At 67.3% G+C, this 19,595-nt stretch carries 18 protein-coding genes and 1 pseudogene; 10 read left to right on the top strand and 9 right to left on the bottom strand.

The genetic code is table 11. The features are described from left to right. Positions 1 to 212: 212 nt before the first annotated feature. The 6 genes and pseudogenes from WS61_RS33005 to WS61_RS09715 all read right to left on the bottom strand — a co-directional run. Positions 213 to 615, bottom strand: a pseudogene (locus tag WS61_RS33005) (M20/M25/M40 family metallo-hydrolase); the annotation flags it as partial. Positions 616 to 651: 36 nt separating this feature from the next. Continuing rightward, complete coding sequence (locus WS61_RS09730; protein WP_059500269.1) at positions 652 to 1,746, bottom strand: TrkA family potassium uptake protein; 1,095 nt, start codon at positions 1,744 to 1,746, stop codon at positions 652 to 654. Between the two features lie 61 nt (positions 1,747 to 1,807). Then, positions 1,808 to 3,142, bottom strand: a complete 1,335-nt coding sequence (locus tag WS61_RS09725) for an FAD-binding oxidoreductase (RefSeq protein ID WP_059500268.1) — start codon at positions 3,140 to 3,142, stop codon at positions 1,808 to 1,810. Beyond that, complete coding sequence (locus WS61_RS34820; protein WP_157692717.1) at positions 3,139 to 3,339, bottom strand: hypothetical protein; 201 nt, start codon at positions 3,337 to 3,339, stop codon at positions 3,139 to 3,141. The genes WS61_RS09725 and WS61_RS34820 overlap by 4 nt, the downstream gene beginning before the upstream one ends. 445 nt (positions 3,340 to 3,784) lie before the next feature. Beyond that, a complete protein-coding gene (locus WS61_RS09720) occupies positions 3,785 to 4,060 on the bottom strand; it encodes a hypothetical protein (protein WP_059500267.1) in 276 nt (91 codons plus the stop codon). A 168-nt stretch (positions 4,061 to 4,228) separates the two neighbouring features. Next, positions 4,229 to 4,438, bottom strand: coding sequence for a hypothetical protein (locus WS61_RS09715; protein WP_059500266.1), 210 nt, complete (start codon positions 4,436 to 4,438; stop codon positions 4,229 to 4,231). 487 nt (positions 4,439 to 4,925) lie between these two features. Here WS61_RS09715 and WS61_RS09710 point away from each other — a divergent pair, with 487 nt between their 5' ends. Both WS61_RS09710 and WS61_RS09705 read left to right on the top strand, forming a co-directional pair. Continuing rightward, on the top strand, positions 4,926 to 5,780 hold the full coding sequence (locus WS61_RS09710) for a helix-turn-helix domain-containing protein (RefSeq protein ID WP_027780902.1): 855 nt from the start codon (positions 4,926 to 4,928) through the stop codon (positions 5,778 to 5,780). Positions 5,781 to 5,898: 118 nt separating this feature from the next. Further along, positions 5,899 to 7,566 carry an ATP-dependent helicase gene (locus WS61_RS09705; RefSeq protein WP_059500265.1) on the top strand — a complete coding sequence of 556 codons (1,668 nt, stop codon included), beginning with the start codon at positions 5,899 to 5,901 and terminating at the stop codon, positions 7,564 to 7,566. 48 nt (positions 7,567 to 7,614) lie between these two features. Here WS61_RS09705 and WS61_RS09700 read toward each other — a convergent pair whose 3' ends face one another. Beyond that, entirely contained in the window at positions 7,615 to 9,174 is a 1,560-nt protein-coding gene (locus WS61_RS09700) for a methyl-accepting chemotaxis protein (RefSeq protein ID WP_059500264.1), read from the bottom strand. Positions 9,175 to 9,404: 230 nt separating this feature from the next. Here WS61_RS09700 and WS61_RS09695 point away from each other — a divergent pair, with 230 nt between their 5' ends. Next, positions 9,405 to 10,919, top strand: a complete 1,515-nt coding sequence (locus WS61_RS09695) for an MDR family MFS transporter (protein ID WP_059500263.1) — start codon at positions 9,405 to 9,407, stop codon at positions 10,917 to 10,919. Positions 10,920 to 10,974: 55 nt separating this feature from the next. Here the strand turns inward: WS61_RS09695 and WS61_RS09690 are convergent, their stop codons facing one another. After that, positions 10,975 to 11,973 (bottom strand): quinone oxidoreductase, encoded by a 999-nt coding sequence (locus tag WS61_RS09690; protein ID WP_059500262.1) that lies wholly within the window; start codon positions 11,971 to 11,973, stop codon positions 10,975 to 10,977. Between the two features lie 131 nt (positions 11,974 to 12,104). Here WS61_RS09690 and WS61_RS09685 point away from each other — a divergent pair, with 131 nt between their 5' ends. From WS61_RS09685 to WS61_RS09665, 5 genes are all read left to right on the top strand, one after another. Further along, positions 12,105 to 12,977: a LysR family transcriptional regulator gene (locus WS61_RS09685; RefSeq protein ID WP_059500365.1), complete on the top strand. Its 873-nt coding sequence runs from the start codon at positions 12,105 to 12,107 to the stop codon at positions 12,975 to 12,977. 80 nt (positions 12,978 to 13,057) lie between these two features. Further along, positions 13,058 to 13,618, top strand: a complete 561-nt coding sequence (locus tag WS61_RS09680) for a GNAT family N-acetyltransferase (RefSeq protein ID WP_059500261.1) — start codon at positions 13,058 to 13,060, stop codon at positions 13,616 to 13,618. A 9-nt stretch (positions 13,619 to 13,627) separates the two neighbouring features. Further along, on the top strand, positions 13,628 to 14,467 hold the full coding sequence (locus WS61_RS09675; protein WP_059500260.1) for a MerR family transcriptional regulator: 840 nt from the start codon (positions 13,628 to 13,630) through the stop codon (positions 14,465 to 14,467). A 378-nt stretch (positions 14,468 to 14,845) separates the two neighbouring features. Continuing rightward, positions 14,846 to 15,049, top strand: a complete 204-nt coding sequence (locus WS61_RS09670) for a cold-shock protein (RefSeq protein WP_011549079.1) — start codon at positions 14,846 to 14,848, stop codon at positions 15,047 to 15,049. 278 nt (positions 15,050 to 15,327) lie between these two features. After that, the gene (locus WS61_RS09665) at positions 15,328 to 15,552 is read left to right on the top strand and encodes a hypothetical protein (protein WP_059500259.1); all 225 of its coding nucleotides are present in this window, start codon (positions 15,328 to 15,330) and stop codon (positions 15,550 to 15,552) included. Positions 15,553 to 15,765: 213 nt separating this feature from the next. Here the strand turns inward: WS61_RS09665 and speB are convergent, their stop codons facing one another. Then, complete coding sequence (gene speB / locus WS61_RS09660; protein WP_059500364.1) at positions 15,766 to 16,728, bottom strand: agmatinase; 963 nt, start codon at positions 16,726 to 16,728, stop codon at positions 15,766 to 15,768. A 359-nt stretch (positions 16,729 to 17,087) separates the two neighbouring features. On the opposite strand from speB, the gene WS61_RS09655 reads away from it, so the two are divergent. Continuing rightward, complete coding sequence (locus WS61_RS09655) at positions 17,088 to 17,759, top strand: lysoplasmalogenase (protein WP_059500363.1); 672 nt, start codon at positions 17,088 to 17,090, stop codon at positions 17,757 to 17,759. Between the two features lie 246 nt (positions 17,760 to 18,005). Next, positions 18,006 to 19,589 carry an NAD(P)/FAD-dependent oxidoreductase gene (locus tag WS61_RS09650; RefSeq protein WP_059500258.1) on the top strand — a complete coding sequence of 528 codons (1,584 nt, stop codon included), beginning with the start codon at positions 18,006 to 18,008 and terminating at the stop codon, positions 19,587 to 19,589. Positions 19,590 to 19,595: the final 6 nt, after the last annotated feature.

Genomic DNA, 19,595 nt, shown 5'->3' with positions numbered 1-19,595 from the left:
AGGAATGTGCGGAGCGGTCGGGTACAGCCGCAGAACTGGGCAAAGGTCGTCATCGCTTGCGAAGTACGAATGTCGCTTCATCATCCGACACCGACGCGAGACCTGAAAACTTTCACGGAATCCTTTCTATTCGTTAAACGAAATAAAATCGTCACCGGCCGTGATGTCGTGAAAAGCGGCGTCAACTCCCCTGCAGTGCCGGCACTGCCTCCCTACCGCCCCAAAACCCGCTCCACCAGCCTCACGAAATAACTCGCCCCCACCGACAGCAACGCATCGTTGAAGTCATAGCTGGCGTTATGCAGCAGGCAAGGCCAGCCGCCATGCCCGTGCACGCGATGATCGCTCGCCCCGTTCCGGAGAAACGCATAACAACCCGGCTTCTCACGCAGCATGAACGAGAAATCCTCCGCCGCCATAGTCGGCTCAACGGCTGCTCACCTGCGCGTCGCCCACCAGCTCACGTATCACCGTCACCGCCACCGCCGTCTGCTCGGCGTCGTTCACGGTCGCCGGATACTGGCGCTGGAAATCCACGTCGCTCTCGCAATCGAAGGCTGCGGCCGTCGCGGCCACCACGGCGCGCATGCGCGTCTCGATCAGATCGAGCGTCGCATGCCCTCATGGGCACATGACCCGAACCAGACGCCCTCACGCATCCGCATCCGGAATCCGCGCCGACTGAATCACCACCAGCGTATCGCCCGCCTCGATCCTGCACGGCGGATCCTCGTAAAACGAATGGATCTTCCCGCAGCGATCGAGCCCGACCACGATCGCGCCCGGCACGACGTTCGTCATGCAGCCGATTTCATGCGGCAACGCCTCGCGCTCCAGCAGCGTCGCGCGACCGCGCGTCGACAGCATGTCGTTCACGAACGGCACGATGTAGCGGCTATGGACCGCGTCCGCCAGCAACAGCGCGCCGATCTTCGTCGACGACACGATCACGTCCGCGCCGGCCTGCCGCAGTTGCCGCTGGTACAGGTTTTCCTGGATCCGCACGACGATCTTCGTATCGGGCGCGATGCTGCGCACCGACAGCGTCAGCAGGATCGCGGTCGGATCGTCGGTCACCGAGATGATCACGGCCTTCGCCGCGCGCACCTGCGCCTGCTGCAGCAGATCCTCGTGCGCCGGATCGCCGAGCAATCCCGTCACGCCGAGCGACGTCGCCGCTTCGAGGGCCTGCTGTTGCGAATCGATCACGATGATCGTGGCCGGATCGACGCCGCTCTCCAGCAACTCGCGCACCGCGATCGACCCCGACAGGCCATAACCGCACACGACGATGTGATCGGACAGTTGCTTCTGCAGGCGTTTCATGCGGAATTCCTCGACGACGCGCTGGATCACGAACTGATACGCCGTGCCCAGGAAAATGAACCAGATGCCGATGCGGATCGGCACGATGAAGAATGCATCGAGCAGGCGCGCCCGCGCCGTGACGGGCACGATATCGCCATAGCCGACCGTCGCGACCGTGACCATCGTGAAGTACACGAGATCGGCCACGGTCATCGGCGTGCTCTTGGTCGAATCGCGCAGGCCGTCGCGATCGAGATACAGCACGAGAAACGCAAGCGTGCACAACAGCACGACCGCGCCGAGGCGGAACAGCAGCGTGCGCCGCGGCGACGTCGCGGGACGCGTGAACAGCGTGCGTGCGCGCGGCGCCTGCCACGGATCGCGGGCGCGACGCAGACGCAAGCGCAACGAGCGGCGCTGATCGGATGGCGTTGCCAACGGGAAATCTCCTGAAGGATGCGGGCTCGATTCTACGACGGGAACGCGTGTGCGCGGCCGGTCACAGCATGCTGCGCGGCCGCACCATCGTCCCGTCGACGAAACGCCGCGCGCGAAACGCCGAGAGGTCGAGCGACGGCGCGCCCGTGTCGATCCATTCGGCGAGCAGCCGGCCGACGATCGGCCCCATCGCGAAACCATGCCCGCAGAACCCGGTCGCGATCGCGAGCCCCGCCGGCGTGCCGGGCGCATCGATCACCGGAATGCCGTCGGGCAGCACGTCGATCAGGCCGGCCCATGCCTCGACGACCTGCGCATCCTTCAGCGCGGGAAAGATCGCCTTGAGCTTCGCGAGCGCGCGCGGCGCATGTGCGCGATTCGGCTGGGGCTGCGGATCGCGCGGCTCGATCGGCCCGGTCGAGCCGTTGATGCGTGCGAGCACGTCGCGCCATGCGGACGCCCCCAGATGCAGCCGGAATTTGTCGCGCTGCGACCAGAATTCCGGCCAGAAGAGACTCAAGCCGCGCAGATGGCCGAGCGTCAGGTCGACGTCGACCTGCATGTCGTCGGCGAGATTGATCGCACCGTTCTTGCGCTGCCGGATGCCGAGACCATGGCCCCACACCGTCGCCGCGGACACCGGCGGAACCACGTTGGTGCGCATGCAGGTGCCTCGCACGGCCTGCTGCGGCAGCCGGATGCCGACGCCGTCGAGCAGCCGGAAACTGGTCGCGCCGGCCGCGCAGATCACGCGACGCGTGCGGATCGTGCCGCGCTCGGTCGCCACGCCGACGACCGCGCCGCCGGCCGTCTCGATCGCGGTCACACCGCAGCCTTCGAAGAAACGCGCGCCGGCCTCGGTCGCGCGCGCCGCGAATGCGGCGGCCACGCGACGCGGCTCGGCCTGCCCGTCGGTTGCCGTATACAAGCCGCCGAGGGTACGCGCGTGCGTCGACAGCCCTTGCACGCGCTCGTCGATCTGGGCGCGCGTCAGCGTGCGCGTGTCGAGCCCGTGCTCGCGCGCGACGGCGAGCCACGCCTGGAACGAGGCCCAGTCGTCTTCGTTGTCCGCCATGTAGAGGCAGCCGCCCTGCCGCCATTCGAGATCGAAGCCGAGCGCCTGCTCCAGGCCTTCCCATATCCGCATGCCGGCCATCATCAGCGGCACTTCGGCCGATTCGCGCCCCTGCTGTCGCACGAAGCCCCACGCGCGCGTCGATTGCTGCCCGGCGATGCGCGACTTGTCGAGCACGACGGCTTTCAGGCCGCGCAGGCCGAGGTAGTAGGCGGCCGCGCAGCCCATGATGCCGGCGCCGGCGACAACGACGTCGGCTTCGGATGGAAACGCCGTATCGGCGTGGCTCAATGCGTCGTGCAGCGGATAGGTGGTGGTCATTGTTTTCTGTCGGAGGTCGATGCATGCCCGGCGAAGCTTATCGCGGCGACGGCGTCACATGAAGCGATAAATTTCGGAAAACCGTCATTCGGCCATCCCTTCGGGTCCGTCATCGCATTGACGCCGACCGCGGTGGCGCGGCCTGCCGAAGCCATGGAGCCTGAGCCGGAGCCGCATGTTGCGCCGACGATTGCCATCGCTCGAGCGTCGATACCGGCACCGGTGGAATCGTCGGCCGATGCCGGCTCTCCGACACCCGGCGTCGTTGCGGAAATTCCATCCGACAATGCGGGGTCGCCGAGCGCAACGCGAACTGCTGCGTCGAGAGGAGCTCGGCGCCCGACGCGATCGCCTTCTCGCCCATCCGGATTTTTTATCGATAAGGACTACAAATGTAACGACAGGCAATACCCGATCAATGCCGGAGCTGTTCGCGCTGGATCAGCTTCGGCGGCTGCTGTCCGTCGAGCGGGACGACGGCGAGCCGTTCGCGTATATGCCGACGTAGCGCGAACGCGCAATCGATGTGCGTCGGCTCGGCGGCGTCGACGGCGACATGTCGAGCGCTCGATAAACCACGCGGCCGTTTCAATCGGGACTTAGCGGTCGGCGCGGCGGGAAGCCGCCGCCACGCCGGCGTCCTCAGTGCGAATAGCGCGTTTGAGTGCCTGCGGTGCGGTCGAACGGCTGCAGCCTCGCAAGCTGCTCGATCGACATCGTGACGACTTCGAGAACATGCCGCGCGATTTCGTCGTCGGCCATGCCCGCGTTGATGTACCGCTCGATGCTCATCGTGCGGGGCGGATAGCTGCCGGTTTCGTCATCGACGATGTCGATCCTGGCTGTACGCTGCTCGGGCGACAGCACGATCTGGACAGTTTTGCCGTGAACGACGGTCTGCATGCACAAAGTGGACATTCGCAGTCTCCGATTGCGTTGGCTTCGGACGATCGATACCTCACAACAGGAGTCGTCAATCTACAAATTTCCGGACGCATTCGCAATATTCAGGCACGAATTCCCCGTCGTTCGAGGCGCAGCACCGCCGGTCGACCCGATGCCCGCATTGCACGGGCATGCGCTGCGCTACGCATAGCGGCTCAGCCATTCTTCGGAGAATTGTCTCGCGTACGCGACCGCTTCGGCTTCGGTGTCGAATTCGCCCAGCTTGCGGAACGCAGCCTCACGGCTGAAACCCACTTTCGTGACCTCGACCTGCGCGGCGTATTTGCCGGCCTCCGTCATGCGCGGCTCGCAGTTCATTTCGTATCCGCGCATCAAGAATTTCTTCTGCATCGGTTCAACACGTTTTTTGAAACGGCGGAATCGTAGCACGCAGCTACGCCGGCCTGAAAAGTGTATCCGCGTCGGTCTCACTAGAGGAAACCGTCGATGGATCGCCTTCCACGAACTTCGACGATCCGTCGCGCGATATCCTGAAAAAATGGGGCGGATACGTCGGTCCGGCGCGTCCGCGCCCTGCGTTGGTGCATCGTGCGGCGATTACCTGCCGCCTCGTGTGGAATCGCATTGCGGCCGACAGGAATGCGGACCGAAAGGTGTCGAACGCGTCATCACAGGCATGCGCCGCGTCAAGCCTGGCGTAACTTCATGACACACCTTTCACACAAACGCACCTTTCACCGCACTGAATGACGACCATTTTGCGGTAAAGTTATCTTTTCCGTGCGTGGCCGGTCGGCTCGCCATTGGACGTCATGAAGACTGTCCGCCGAGACTGCCGCAAGGCGTCGTTCTGAACGTCACGATCCGTTCCCGTAGCATGACCACTGAAGCAATCACCACGGATTCCCTCGCGGTTGCCGAGCGCGTGCGCGAGCTGATGACCCGCAACGGCATCGGCAAGCGCCAGCAAACCACCGAGCTGTGCCGCATCCTCGATCTGAGTTTCTCGCAAGGCCACCGCAAACTGCGCGGCAGCAGCCCCTGGACGCTCGCGCAGATCAAGAAAGTCGCGGAAGCGTACGGCGAACCGGCCGCGCAGCTGTTCGGCGCGCAAACACTCGACCCCGGCATGGTCGGCGCCTATTCCCAGGAAGCCGTCCTGTATGCGGGCGTCGCCGAGATTCCGTGCACCGCCTGGATCGGCGCGCCGCTCGAAGCCGGTGCGCGCCCCGAGTTCGTCGCGTACGAACAGAACGGCCGCTGGCGCGTGCTGCGCCACACCGGCGTGCTGTACCAGAACGCGTACGACGTGCACAAGATAGAGATCTACCCGCGCCGCGCGGAGAGCGACAAGCTCGTCGTCGCGGTGATCGATCCCGATCGCGTCAGCGCGACCGAGCTGTGCCGCTATCTCGAACGGCAGGGTTTCGCGACGGCCGCGTTCGACGGGCTCGCAGCATTCGTCGACGCGCTGCAGGGCCAGGCCTTCGACGCGGTCCTGACCGAATGGCTGTTCGACGACGGGACGGCCGCGACCGCGATCAAGGCCGTGCGCACGTCCGACAATCCGGGCGCGCCGATTTTCGTGCTGACGGGCGACCTGCTCACCGGCCGCGCGAGCGAAGCCGACATCAGCGAAGTGATCCGCGCGTTCGACGTGGTGTGCTACGAAAAACCCGCACGCATGGCGATCCTCAGCGCCGATCTGGCGAAGCGCCTCGCGCGCGGCTGACGTCCGCCGGGCCGGCCGCCCGTCGAATGGCCAACGCATGCGCCGCGGGCATGAACCGGTTCCTCAGTACAATAGCCGCACCCGTTCACGCGCACGCCGGCATCCGCCGCCCGACTCCATGGCCCGCCTCATCCCCGACGACTGGAAAAGCCTCGCCGCGACCGGCGCGGCCGAACGCGAGCGCGAAACGCTCGCCGCGCTCGAACACGCGCTGCCCGACAGCTACACCGTGTATCACGGCGTCCACTGGACGCGCGCCGACCAGGCGTTCTCGGTGTTCGGCGAGGCCGCGTTCGTCGTCGTAAGTCCGGCCGGCCGCGTGCTGCTGATCGAGCAGAAGGCCGGCTTCCTGCGCGAAACGCCGAAAGGGCTCGTGAAGGTCTACCTGCAGAAGGAACGCAATGTCCCGATCCAGCTCGCGCGCACGCAGGAGACGCTGCACCGGCGCCTGACGGCCGCGCTCGGCGCGGGCGTCTACGGCGTCGAGGCGCTGCTGTACTGCCCGGACTATTCGATCCGCGATGCGTCGATCGCCGGCGTCGCGCCCGAGCGTATCGTCGATGCGTCGCGCAAGGCGCAGCTCGCGCAAGTGATCCTGCAGATCCTGCCCGAGGACGACGCGCCCTTTCCGAACGCGCCGAAGCTCCACCATTTCCTCGCGGACGAGCTCGCGCTCACGCCCGACACGAGCGCGCTCGTCGGACAGGCCGGCACGCTCGTCACCCGGCTGTCGGGCGGGCTCGCCGCATGGGCGCGCCAGCTCGCGTTCACGCCGTTCCGGCTGCGCGTCACCGGCACCGCGGGTTCGGGCAAGACACAGCTCGCGGTGCAGGTGATGCGCGATGCGGTCGCGGCCGGCCAGCGCGTGCTCTACGTATGCTTCAACCGGCCGCTCGCCGACTACATCGCGCGCATCGCGCCGCCCGGCGCGAAGATCGCGAACTACCACCAGCTGTGCGACTGGGTCGCGCGCGACGGCGGCTATACGCCCGACTTCCAGGTGCCCGGCGAATTCGAACGGCTCGAGGTGCGCTTCGCGCAAACGCCGATTCCCGAACGCTGGCGCTTCGACGTGCTGGTCGTCGACGAAGGGCAGGATTTCCACGCGCCGTGGGCGGCCGCGCTGGAGCGCCTGCTCGCGCCGGACGGCGCATGGTGGTGGCTGGAAGATCCGCTGCAGAACCTGTACATGCGCGAACCCGTCGCGCTGCCCGGCTGGGTCACGCTGAAGGCGCTCACGAATTACCGCAGCCCGCGCGACCTGCTCGAATTCGTGCGCGACGTCGTCGGCCGGGCCGAGCCGCTCGCGGCCGAACTGCGCTCGGGCAGCCCGTTCGACGGCTCCGATCCGTCGGTGTCGGCATACGGGGAAGATGGCGCGTCGGGCGACGCGTTGGCCCAAGCCTGCATCGATGCGACCAAGCGTGCGATCACGCATGCGCTGTCGCTCGGCTTTCGCAAGCAGGACATCGCGGTGCTGTCGTACCGCGGCCGCGAAAGCTCGGTGCTGGCATCCCTCGACCAGCTCGGCCCGCACCGGATCAAGCGCTTCACCGGCAAGTACGACCTGTTCGGCAACCCCGAGTATCGCGACGGCGACGTGCTGCTCGATTCGATCTACCGCTTCAAGGGCCAATCGGCGCCGTGCGTGATCCTGACCGAAGTCGATTTCGACACGCTCGACGCGCGTGCCGCGCGCAAGCTGTTCGTCGGCGCGACGCGTGCGACGATGAAGCTGCTGATCGTCGCGTCGTCGCGCGCGGCCGGGCAACTCGCGGCCGGTTGACGCGGCGCGCGGTGCGCCTGCCCGCCGCCGCGCCGCCGTCATTTCGCTTCAAGCGACCCGAAACGCCCCCACCGCGCGACGCAGCCCATCCGCCTGCTCCTCGAGCGACGCGGCAGCCGCGGCCGCCTGCTCGACCAGTGCCGCGTTCTGCTGCGACACCTGATCCATCTGCGACACTGCGCGGTTCACCTGCTCGATCCCGTCGCGCTGCTCGCTCGATGCGGCCGCGATCTCCGTCATGATGCCCGTCACGCGCCCGATTGCCTGCTGGATGTCCTGCATCGTCGCGCCGGCCGTACCGACGAGCCGCGAGCCGGTCGCGACACGCTCGACCGATTCGCCGATCAGCGTGCGAATTTCCTTCGCCGCGGACGCCGAGCGTTGCGCCAGCGTGCGCACCTCGCCCGCGACCACCGCGAAGCCGCGGCCCTGCTCGCCCGCACGCGCGGCTTCGACCGCCGCATTCAGCGCGAGGATGTTGGTCTGGAACGCGATGCCTTCGATCGTGCCGATGATGTCGGCGACCTTCTGCGAGCTCCGGTCGATCTCGTTCATCGTGCCGATCACCTCGCCGACGACCGTCGCGCCCCGCGTCGCGATCTCGCTCGCGCTGTCCGCGCAAGCCTGCGCCTCGAGCGCGTGGTCGGCGTTCTGCTTCACGGTCGCCGTCAATTGCTCCATGCTCGCGGCCGTCTCCTGCAGCGCCGACGCCTGTTCCTCGGTGCGCTGCGACAGGTCGGTGTTGCCGGCCGCGATCTGGTGCGTCGCCGTCGAAATCGCCTCGGAACCCTGGCTCACCTGGCGCACCGTATCCGCGAGGCTGCGCTGCATGCCGGTCACGCCCTTGACCAGTTCGGCCATCTCGTCGCGCGACGACCAGTGCACTTCCGACGTCAGGTCGCCGTCCGACAGCCGACGGAAATGCGACAGCAGGCGATTCACCGGCTGCGTGATCGCGAAATGCAGGCCGACCGCGCAACCGAGGCACGCGGCCAGGCCGAATGCGATGCCCGCGATCGCGCCCATGCGCATCCAGCCGTAATAGGTCTGCGCGGTGTCGTACACGTCCTTGCCGCGCGCGGCCTGGTATGCATCGAGCGCGTCGGTCGCCTGCGTGAGCGCGACCGACAGGGGCGGCGCGACCGTCATCAGCAACCGGTCGGCTTCGTCGCGCCGCCCTTCGCGAATCGCCTCGATCATCGGCTTCAGCGCCTGTCCGATCAGCGCCTGGCGCGCGGCATCGAGGCGGCTCGCCAGCGGGCCTTCGTCGTCGCCGTGCGGCATCGCCGCGTAGTTGCGCCACGCCGTGTCCGCCTTCGCGAGATAGCCCTCGGCCTTCTTCACGAGATCGGGCACCTCCGGCGCTTCCGGATGCAGCAGCGCACGGTCGAGCGTCGTACGCACGATCGTCAGGTTCAGGCTCGCCGCGGCCAGCGCGGTCTTCGCCGCCAGTTGCCGCGTATAGGCCTCGTCGAGGGCGCGGTTCGAGCTCTGCATGCCCGCGAGGCCGATCAGCCCCGACACGACGAGCAGCGCGGCGACGAGGCCGAGCGTGGAGAAAATCCGCGTACGGATCGAGAAACGGGAAAACAGGGCGTTCAGGTTCATGACGGCACGTGAGCGATGAAAAGCGCCGCGGCAATCGGTCCGCGGCAAGCTGTATTACGGTTTGCCTGCAAAAAACTTGAGTCCGTCCCTGCTTCGCGGCTGACCGCGATCAATTTTTCGGGCGGCAATTTCCTGTTACGACTGCAACATATCGAGTCTGGGCAGAAATTGACTAGGCAATCATCCATGGCTATATTTCGACTCAATTCCCTGCCATGGCAGATATTTCGATGACACCCCATACGCTCCTCACTTCCCCGTCCGCGGACGCGGCCCGCCGCAATGCGCCGACCGGGCTGATCGTCGCCGCGCTGCTGCTCGTGATGCTGCTGTCCGCGCTCGACCAGACGATCGTGTCGACCGCGCTGCCGACGATCGTCGGCGAACTCGGCGGGCTCGACCAGTTGTCGTGGGTCGTCACCGCGTACCTGCTGTCGTCGACCGTGGTGCTGCCGCTGTACGGCAAGCTCGGCGACCTGTACGGCCGCAAGATCGTGCTGCAGGTCGCGATCGTGCTGTTCCTCGCCGGCTCCGCGCTGTGCGGCATCGCGCAGGACATGACGCAACTGATCGTGCTGCGCGCGCTGCAGGGGCTCGGCGGCGGCGGCCTGATGGTCGTCACGATGGCCGCGATCGGCGATCTGGTCCCGCCCGATCGCCGGGCGCGCTACCAGGGGATGTTCGGCGGCGTCTACGGCCTCGCGACGATCGTCGGCCCGCTGCTCGGCGGCTTCCTGGTCGAACATCTTTCATGGCGCTGGATCTTCACGATCAACCTGCCGCTCGGTGCGCTCGCGCTCGCGGTGATCGGCATGGCGTTCCGGCCGCACACCGCGCACGTGAAGCACCGGATCGACTACATGGGCGCCGCGTTCCTCGCGACCGCCCTGACCTGCGTGATCCTGTTCACGAGCGAAGGCGGCTCGCTGCTGCCATGGACGTCGCCCCAGCTGTGGATGACGCTCGCGCTCGGTCTCGTCGCGATCGGCGGCTTCATTTACGAGGAGCGCATCGCGGCCGAGCCGATCATGCCGCTCGACCTGTTCCGCCATCGCACCTTCGTGCTGGTCAGCCTGATCGGCTTCGTGGTCGGCATCGCGTTGTTCGGCTCGGTCACGTTCATCCCGCTCTACCTGCAGGTCGTGAAGGGCTCGACGCCGTCGCAGGCCGGCATGCAACTGCTGCCGATGATGGGCGGCATGCTCGCGACGTCGATCGTCAGCGGGCGGCTGATCTCGCGGTTCGGCTCGTACCGGCTGTTCCCGATCGGGGGGACGCTGATGGGCGGCGTCGCGATGGCGTTGCTGTCGACGCTGGCGCTCGATACGCCGCTGCACACGATGTACGCGTACATGGCGCTGCTCGGGATCGGGCTCGGGATGGTGATGCCCGTGCTGACGCTCGCCGTGCAGAACACGGTCGAATTCCGGCACATGGGTGTGGCGACGTCGGGCGCGACGCTGTTCCGCTCGATCGGCGGCTCGCTCGGCGTCGCCGCATTCGGCGCGCTGTTTTCGCACGGGCTGCAGTCGCGGATGATGCACGCGCTGCCGGCCGGTACCGAGCTGCCGCCCGCGCTCGGCCCGGCCGCCGTGCACCAGTTGCCGGATGCCGTGCGCGACGCGTACCTGCACGCGTTCGCCGGTTCGCTGCACGTCGTCTATCTGTCGGCCGCTGCGGTGATCGCGATCGCGTTCGTGCTCGCATGGTTCGTCGAGGATGCACCGCTGCGCAAGCACCACTGAGCGCCTGCGGTTCGCGATGCGACCGCCGGGCCGCCGCGCGAGCCGCCCCCCACCGTCACGCCAGCAGCACGACCCCGCCCGTCGTCGCACGCGACTCCAGCAACCGGTGCGCGTCGGCCGCCTGTTCGAGCGGCAGCCGCGCGCCGATCTCGACGTGCATGCCGCCCGCCAGCCGGTCGAGCGTCGCACGCGCGGCGTCCCGATACGCGCCGACGTCGCGCGCGATGAAACCGAGCACGCTCGGCCGCGCGAGCGCGATCGAACGGGCCGGGCCCAATTCGTCGAGATCGAACGTCTGCCGCGCGCCGATCGCGGCCACCTGCCCGATGCTCGCGACCATGCCGAACGGACGAATCGCCCCGAGCGTGCGGGTCAGCACGTCGCCGCCGATGCCGTCGATCGCGTAGTCGACGCCCGCGCCGCCGCCGAACGTGCGCGCGGCCGCGACGAAATCCTCCTCGCGATAATCGACCACCGCTTGCGCGCCGTGCGCGCGCACGAGCGCGGCCTTCACGGCCGATCCGACCGTGCCGATCACCCGCGCGCCGAGCGCACGCGCCCACTGCGTCGCGAGCAGCCCGACGCCGCCGGCCGCCGCATGCACGAGCACCGTGTCGCCGGCGCCGACCTGCCGGACACGATGCAGCAGCATGTAGACGGTGATGCCCTTCAGCAGCCCGGCGGCAACGGCTTCGTCGCTCAGCCCGTCGGGAATCGGCAGCACGCGCTCGGCCGGCATCGTGCGCAGGCTCGCATAGCTGCCGGTCGGCAGGCCGGCATACGCGACGCGCTGCCCGGGCACGAGATCCGTCACGCCCGGCCCGACCGCGTCGATCACGCCGGCCGCCTCGACGCCGAGCGCTTCCGGCAGCGCGGGCAACGCGTGCGCGCCCGTTCGGAAATAGATGTCGACGAAATTCACGCCGATCGCGGTCTGGCGAATCCGCACTTCTCCGGCCCCGGGCGGCCCGACGGGCGCATCGACGCGGCGCAGCACGTCGGCGTCGCCGTAACGGTCGATCCCGATCCGGATGGCATGGGCGGTTTGGGTCATGGTGTTCCTCGCTATCGAATGAAGTGACACGATCATCTCATCGTGCATAATCGAACGGAATTCACGTTCAACGCCCATCTACTGTGCAAAATTCAACCGATCGAGATTCTGTGGCCGCGCCCATGCTGCCGATGAGCTGGGATGACATTCGCTATTTCCTGGCGGTGATGCGCGGCGGCAGCCTGTCGGCCGCCGCCCGGGCGCTGCAGGTCCAGCATTCGACGGTCGCGCGGCGGATCGACGCGCTGGAGTCGGCGCTCGGGATCCGGCTGTTCGACCGGCTGCCGCGCGGCTGGCCGCCGACCGACGAAGGGCTGCACGTCGCCGAGCATGCCGCGCGCCTCGAAGCCGACGCGCATGCGTTCGCGCGCGCGGCGCAGGGCGCGGCCGCGCTCGACGGCGTGGTGCGCGTATCGGCGTCGCCGGTATTCGCCAGCCATTTCCTCGCGCCGCGTCTGGCCCGCGCACAGCGCGCATGGCCGGCGTTGCGGATCGACCTGATGGGCGAGATGCATGCGGCGAACCTGTACACACGCGAAGCCGATCTCGCGGTGCGGCTGTCGCGGCCGAGCGAACCGGGGCTCGCCGCGCGCCGGCTCGGCACGATGCGCTTCGCGCTGTGCGCGGCCCGGGAATGGGCGGACGCGCCGCCCGATAGCTGGCCGTTCGTCGGCTACGACGATGCGCTCGCGCAAACGCCGCAGCAGCAATGGCTCGAACGCTTCGCAGCCGGGCGTCGTTTTGCGTTCATCGCCAACGACCTGGCCGCGCAGCATCGCGCCTGCGCAGCCGGGGCCGGCGTCGCGCTGCTGCCGCGGTTTCTCGTCGACGATCCGGCCGCGCACGCCGGCGCGCCGCTCGTCGAGCTGACGGCCGCGCCGCGCTGCGACATCGAGCGCGAGATCTGGCTCGTCGTTCACCCGGACGTGCGCCGGTCGCCCCGCGTGCAGCGCGTCGCCGACGCGATCGCCGATGCGGTTCACGCGGCGGACGGCAGGCTGTAAGCCGCCGAAACCGCAAACGGCTTTGCCACATTCGCCGGCGGCCGGCATAGTAGCGTTTTGATTTCATTCGCCCTAACGCCATGCCTGCCGCTCCCGCCTGCGTCGTTCGCGACGCGACCGACGCCGATCTCGATGCGATCCACGCGATCTATGCGCACCACGTTCACCACAGCGTCGCGTCGTTCGAGGAAACGCCGCCGGACCTCGCCGAACTGCGCGCACGCCGCGACGCAGTGCTGCGCCACGGGTTGCCGTATCTCGTCGCCGAATGCGACGGCCGCGTGGCCGGCTACGCCTACGCAACGCCGTACCGCACGCGCAGCGCGTACCGCTTCACGGTCGAGGATTCGATCTACATCGACGATGCGCAGCGTGGGCGCGGCATCGGCCGCGCGTTGCTCGCGGCGCTGATCGAGCACTGCGAACGCGGCCCGTGGCGACAGATGATCGCGGTGATCGCGGACGGCGGCACCGGCGGCTCGACGTCGCTGCATCGCGCGTTCGGCTTCGAGCCGGCCGGCCTGCTGAAAGCGGTCGGGTTCAAGCACGGCCGCTGGATCGACACGGCGCTGCTGCAGCGCCCGCTCGGCGACGGCGCGAACACGCGCCCCGCCTCGCCCGAGCCTGGCGCGGCGCGCTAGAATGGCCGCATGCCAAAACAGACTCATTCCACGCCCGACGAGGCCGCGCCGGATTCCCGCAACGAGTACACGGTCGACGAACTCGCGCGCGTGTCCGATACCACCGTGCGCAACGTCCGCGCCTATCAGGATCGCGGGCTGCTCGCGCCGCCGGAGAAACGCGGGCGCGTCGGCATCTACGACGACACGCACGTCGCGCGCCTGAAGCTGATCAACCATCTGCTCGCGCGCGGCTACACGCTGTCGAACATCCAGGACCTGATCAAGGCGATCGACGAAGGCCACGACCTGCGCTCGATCCTCGGCCTCGAAAACGCGATCGGCGGCCGCTGGTCGCACGAACTGCCGAAAACCTATTCGCTCGCCGCGCTCGCGCAGATGTTCGGCCCGCAGGCAACCACGCAACTGTCGCGCGTGACCGAGCTCGGGCTGTTGGAACGGCGCGGCCTGTCGTTCGTCGCGAAAAGCCCCGCGCTGCTCGAGGCGGCGGCCGCGATGACGAAGGAAGGGATTCCGCCGCGCGAGCTGCTCGACGTGATCAGCCTCGCGCGCCCGCATTTCGACGCGATCGCGCGGTTGCTCGTCGATCTCGTCGTGAAACGGCTCGACCGCTACGACGCCGGCACGCTGCCGCCGGCCACCGACGTGCCGGCACTGGTCGACGCGATCTGGCGCCTGCGCCCGCTCGCGGCCGTGTTCGTCGAGGCCGAGACGAACCGCGCACTCGAAACGGCCGCCAGCGCGTATCTCGGCGGACGGGTCGCGACGATCCTCGACAAGAAGCTCAGCGACGAAGCGGCACGGCAGGCCGGTACGAGCGAGACGCAAGGCGACGGCGACGACGCATAGGGCCGCCGCTTGCGTCGGCTCGTCGCTGACAACGCGCGCGTACCCGGTTCGCGGAAAGACCGGCGGCCGTTGCAGGCAGGAACCGCCGTTCTCATGGGTCGGCGAAAGGCCGGCAGCGCCGTTCGGCCCTCGTTCCCGCCGGACGGCACCGCATCGCTCCGCCTACGGTAACCCGCCGCGCCGCAACACAGTTACAAGTTATCGGTTGACGCTAACCCGCCCGGCGGTTACTGTATGCGTCGAAGTCCAAGAAGTCCGATTGCTGTTCATCAATTGCTCGCTCTCCCCCCAGCGGTATTCGTTGTCCTCTCCCTCCTTGACGCTTCAGGCGCTCTCCAACAGAGCAACTCCCCGTATATTTTTTCTCAAGGAATCTTCATGGATACCGGTATCGTCAAGTGGTTCAACGACAGCAAAGGCTTTGGCTTCATCACGCCGGACAAGGGCGGCGACGACCTGTTCGCTCACTTCTCCGAAATCCGCGCCGACGGCTTCAAGACGCTGGCCGAGAATCAAAAAGTGAGCTTCGAAACGAAGCAAGGCCCGAAGGGTCTGCAAGCGGCCAACATCAAGCCGCTGTAAAGTTTGAAGGGCCCGGCCTCCCGCGATGGACGCCGGGTCGCAGCGACATCCCCACGGAGCTTCGTCTCCCAAAGTTGGCGCGATCGGCTCGATCTGCATCTGTTCGGTCAGCAGCTTGCCCAGCGCCACACGTCTCGTTGCACTTCATCCCCCCTCCGGCCGCAACGCCTTATTTTCACTTTCCGACTGCGTCAGATTCCGCTCGCAATGGCGTTGAATCGGCGTACCCGTGCGTATGGCGCACGGCACGCGCGCACTCGGCCATCATTAAAATTAAAATGGACAACCAACGAATTCAACAGTACAACGGCTATGCCGTCCAACCCTCGGCGCATCGCCTGCCCGACGGGTGTTTTTCATCCAACCTGCTGCTCGAACGTACCGACAGCACGCACGACGAAGGCCGCTACCAGTTCTATTCGCTCGATTACTTCGCGAGCGAAGCGCAGGCGCTGGCGCATTCGGCACGCTGGGCACGCAACTGGGTCGATACGCGCGGCTGACGGCAGCGGCCCCAGTACCGGTGCTCATCGTGCATGAGCCGTCGGTGCGGTCGATTCGAACCTCCGGATCGTCCCTCCGACGTCGTCGTCATCGCTGCATCCTCTGCGCGCGGACGTCGACGACGTACTCGCGACATCAGTGCAGACGACCATCAAAAAACCGGCGGGCAATCTGCCCGCCGGCCTGCTGCATCACCCGTCCGTTCACCGACTTCACCGCCCCGCCACCTTCTTCTGCCGCCACAGACACAGCAGATCGCAAGCCACGTGCGCGGCCGCGATCGCCGTGATGTCCGCGTGATCGTACGCAGGCGCCACCTCCACCACATCCGCCCCGACCAGATTCACCGCCCCGAGCCCCCGCACGATCGCCAGCGCCTGCGCCGACGACAATCCGCCCGCGACCGGCGTCCCCGTTCCCGGCGCGAAGGCGGGATCGAGGCAATCGATATCGAACGTCAGATACGCAGGCCGCGCGCCGACGATCTCGACGACCCGCTCGACCGCCGCCCGCGCACCATGGTCATGCACCCACGCGGCATCGAGCCGCTCGATCCCGAGAAAGTCCTCGTTCCACGTGCGGATGCCGACCTGCACCGACGTCGCGGGATCGATGAGCCCTTCCTTCACCGCCTTGTAGAACATCGTCCCGTGATTGAGGCTGTCCGGATCGTCATCGGCCCACGTATCGCAGTGCGCGTCGAAATGGATCAGCGACAGCGGCTTGCCGTAGCGCTCCGCGTGCGCGACCAGCAGCGGATACGTGATGTAGTGGTCGCCGCCGAGCGTCAGCATCTTCGCGCCCGAGTGCAGGATCGTGCGCGCATGCTCGACGATCGCGGGCTTGATCGACAGCGGATTGTGCGCGTCGAACCAGCAGTCGCCATAGTCGACGGCCGCGAGGTCGTCGAACGGATCGAAGCCCCACGGGTACGGATGGAGCTCCGCGAGCTGCACGCTCGCCGCACGAATCGCGGCCGGCCCGAGCCGCGCACCGGAACGATAGGTCGTCGCGAGATCGAGCGGCACGCCGGAGATCGCGACGTCGATACCGTCGAGCGTGCGCGAGTAATTGCGGCGCATGAACGACAGCACGCCCGCATAGGTGTTTTCGATCGAGGAGCCGTACGGCGTCGTGCGACGGATCGCGCCGTCGCCGTGAAGAAGTTCGGTCATGGTCGGGTTCGGGTTCGTGGTGGCCGGGCCGCCCCGCTTCGAGCGAGCGCTCGGCCGGGCACGGCGTGGATACGTCATGCCTGCACCGGCTCGCGCATCCAGTCGCGAGGCGAGGCGGGACATCGACAGCGACAACGGCAATACCGCGGCGATCATAGCAAGCCGATCCGCCGCCGTTGCCCCGGTTCAGCCGGGGCAACGCGCGGAAAAATCCGCTGGCGGCGTCGCGGCCCGTCGCCGTCGTTTCCTAGAAGGATTCGCCGGTTTTCGCGCCCCCGTTCTTCCGGATAATGGCCGGCAGCCGCGCCATCGACCGCGCGCCGTCCGCCGCGGACGACAACGAACCGGAGACCCCCGCCTTGATCGCCACGCTTCCCGCCGCCTACCGCCGGCTCTGGCCGCTCGCCATCGCCGCGGCGCTGCTGTACGGGCTGTCGCTCGCCGCCGCGCCCTATCCGGGCCAGGCCGCCGCGAAAGCCGCGATGGGCATCCTGCTGCTCGCGGCGGGCAGCACCTGCGGCGCACCGCGCGAACGCACGTGGCTGTGCGCGGCGCTCGCGACCGCCGTGCTCGGCGACGTGCTCCTCGCACTGCCCGACTGGCCGCTGTCGTTCGTCCTCGGCCTCGGCGCGTTCCTGCTCACGCATCTGTGTTATTGCGCGATCTTCTTCCGGTGGCGCGCGCGGCCGCACGGCTGGCGCATCGTTGCGCTCGTCGGGCTGTGGATCGCCGCGCCGGCGTTTTACATGGCGTTCCTCCCGCATCTCGGCGAGCTGCTGGCGCCGGTCGCCGTCTACATGCTCGTGCTGTGCTCGATGGCGAGCTTCGCGCTCGCCGCCCGCACGCACGGCCCGCTGGTCGCAATCGGCAGCCTGGTCTTCGTCGGCTCCGACACGCTGATCGGCGTCGGTCGGTTCCTCGGCGGTTTTCCGGGTATCGACTATTGCATCTGGGGCCTCTATGCGCTCGCGCAGGTCACGATCGTGGCCGGGGTTTTCCATGAGACGGCCAACCGGCCGATCCGTCCCTGATACCGTTTCAAACAGGCCGCCGCGTGCCGGCGGCCCCACTTCTTCCGTGTCTCGCCCTGTCGACGGCCTTGTCCGCTCATCCCGCATCGCGGAAACCGGACCGTTCCAAACCGCGCTCAGCCTTTTCCCGCCTGGTTTTCGGCCCTTAGAGCGCCGCTTCTAGCCTCTTGCGGTTTCCGGGTTCACGCACTATCGTTACATCAACCAATGTAACATTAAAAAATGAGCCAAATCGGAGACACCCGGATGAATGCTCGCACGTTGCCTTTCGGTCCACCCGGCCATGACGGCCTGGACGAAACCATCGACATCGCCATCATCGGCACCGGCTTTGCCGGCCTCGGGATGGCGATCCGCCTGAAACAAACGGGCGTGACCGACTTCGTCGTCCTCGAGAAAGCCGCGTCGGTCGGCGGCACATGGCGCGACAATCATTACCCCGGGTGTGCATGCGACGTGCAATCGCACGTCTATTCGTTCTCGTTCGCGCCGAACCCGCGCTGGACGCGCATGTTCGCGCCGCAGCCGGAGATCCGCGCGTATCTGGAAGACTGCGTGCAGCGCTTCGGCGTCGGCCCGCACCTGCGGATGAATCACGAACTGCAGCGCGCCGAATACGACGAAGCCGCGCAACGCTGGCGCCTCACGTTCGCGAACGGCAAGCGACTATCCGCGCGCGTGCTGGTGTCGGGAATGGGCGGCCTGTCGCGCGCCGCGCTGCCGGCGATTCCCGGCGTCGAAACCTTCCAGGGCCGCGCATTCCATTCGCAGCAGTGGGATCACGATTACGCGCTCGAAGGCAAACGCGTCGCGGTGATCGGCACCGGCGCGAGCGCGATCCAGTTCGTGCCGCAGATCGCGCCGCGCGTGAAGTCGCTCGCGCTGTTCCAGCGCACGCCGCCGTGGATCATGCCGAAGCCCGACCGCAACCTGACCGGCTTCGAGAAATGGCTGTTCCGCACGCTTCCGTTCACGCAGAAGGTCGTGCGCAGCGGCATCTACTGGATGCTCGAATCGCGCGTGCTCGGCTTCGCGATCCATCCGTCGCTGATGAAGAACGTGCAGAAGCTCGCGCTGCGCCACATCCGCAAACAGATTCCCGACCCGGCGCTGCGCAAGACGGTCACGCCGAACTACACGCTCGGCTGCAAGCGCGTGCTGATCTCGAACGACTACTACCCGGCGCTGTCGCGCAAGAACGTCGACGTGATCACGACCGGCATCGATCGCATCGAAGCCGACGCGGTCGTGACGACCGACGGCAAGCGTCATGAAATCGACTGCCTGATCTACGGCACCGGCTTCCAGGTGGCCGACCCGTATCCGCGCGGGGCGATCGTCGGCCGCGGCGGCCTCGACATCGTCGACGCGTGGCGCGACGGCGCGCATGCGTATCTCGGCACGACGCTGCCGGGCTATCCGAACTTCTTCATGATCGTCGGCCCGAACACGGGCCTCGGCCACAACTCGATGGTGTTCATGATCGAATCGCAGATCGAGTACATCCTCGGCGCGCTGCAGGCGATGCACCGCGAACGCGCGGATGCGATCGAGGTGCGCCCGCTCGTCGAGGCGCAGTTCAACCGCGACCTGCAGGGCAAGCTGAAAAAGGCGATCTGGTCGACGGGCGGCTGCAAGAGCTGGTACCTCGACCCGCGCACCGGCAAGAACACGACGCTGTGGCCGGGCTTCACGTGGCGCTTCCGCCAGGCGACCGCGCACTTCTCGATCGCCGATTACCACACGTATCGCGCGCCGCAGCACGACACGACCGCGCGGCCCGTCGCCGCGCCGGCCGCTTCCGCTTCCACGTCCGCCGAAGCGGCCTGAGCCAGA

Origin of the sequence: Burkholderia sp. ABCPW 11 (genome assembly GCF_001523445.1) — a bacterium.
Classification (GTDB): Bacteria; Pseudomonadota; Gammaproteobacteria; order Burkholderiales; family Burkholderiaceae; genus Burkholderia.
The sequence above is the reverse complement of the archived record's forward strand: the minus strand, read 5'-3'. Positions and strand labels throughout refer to the sequence as shown.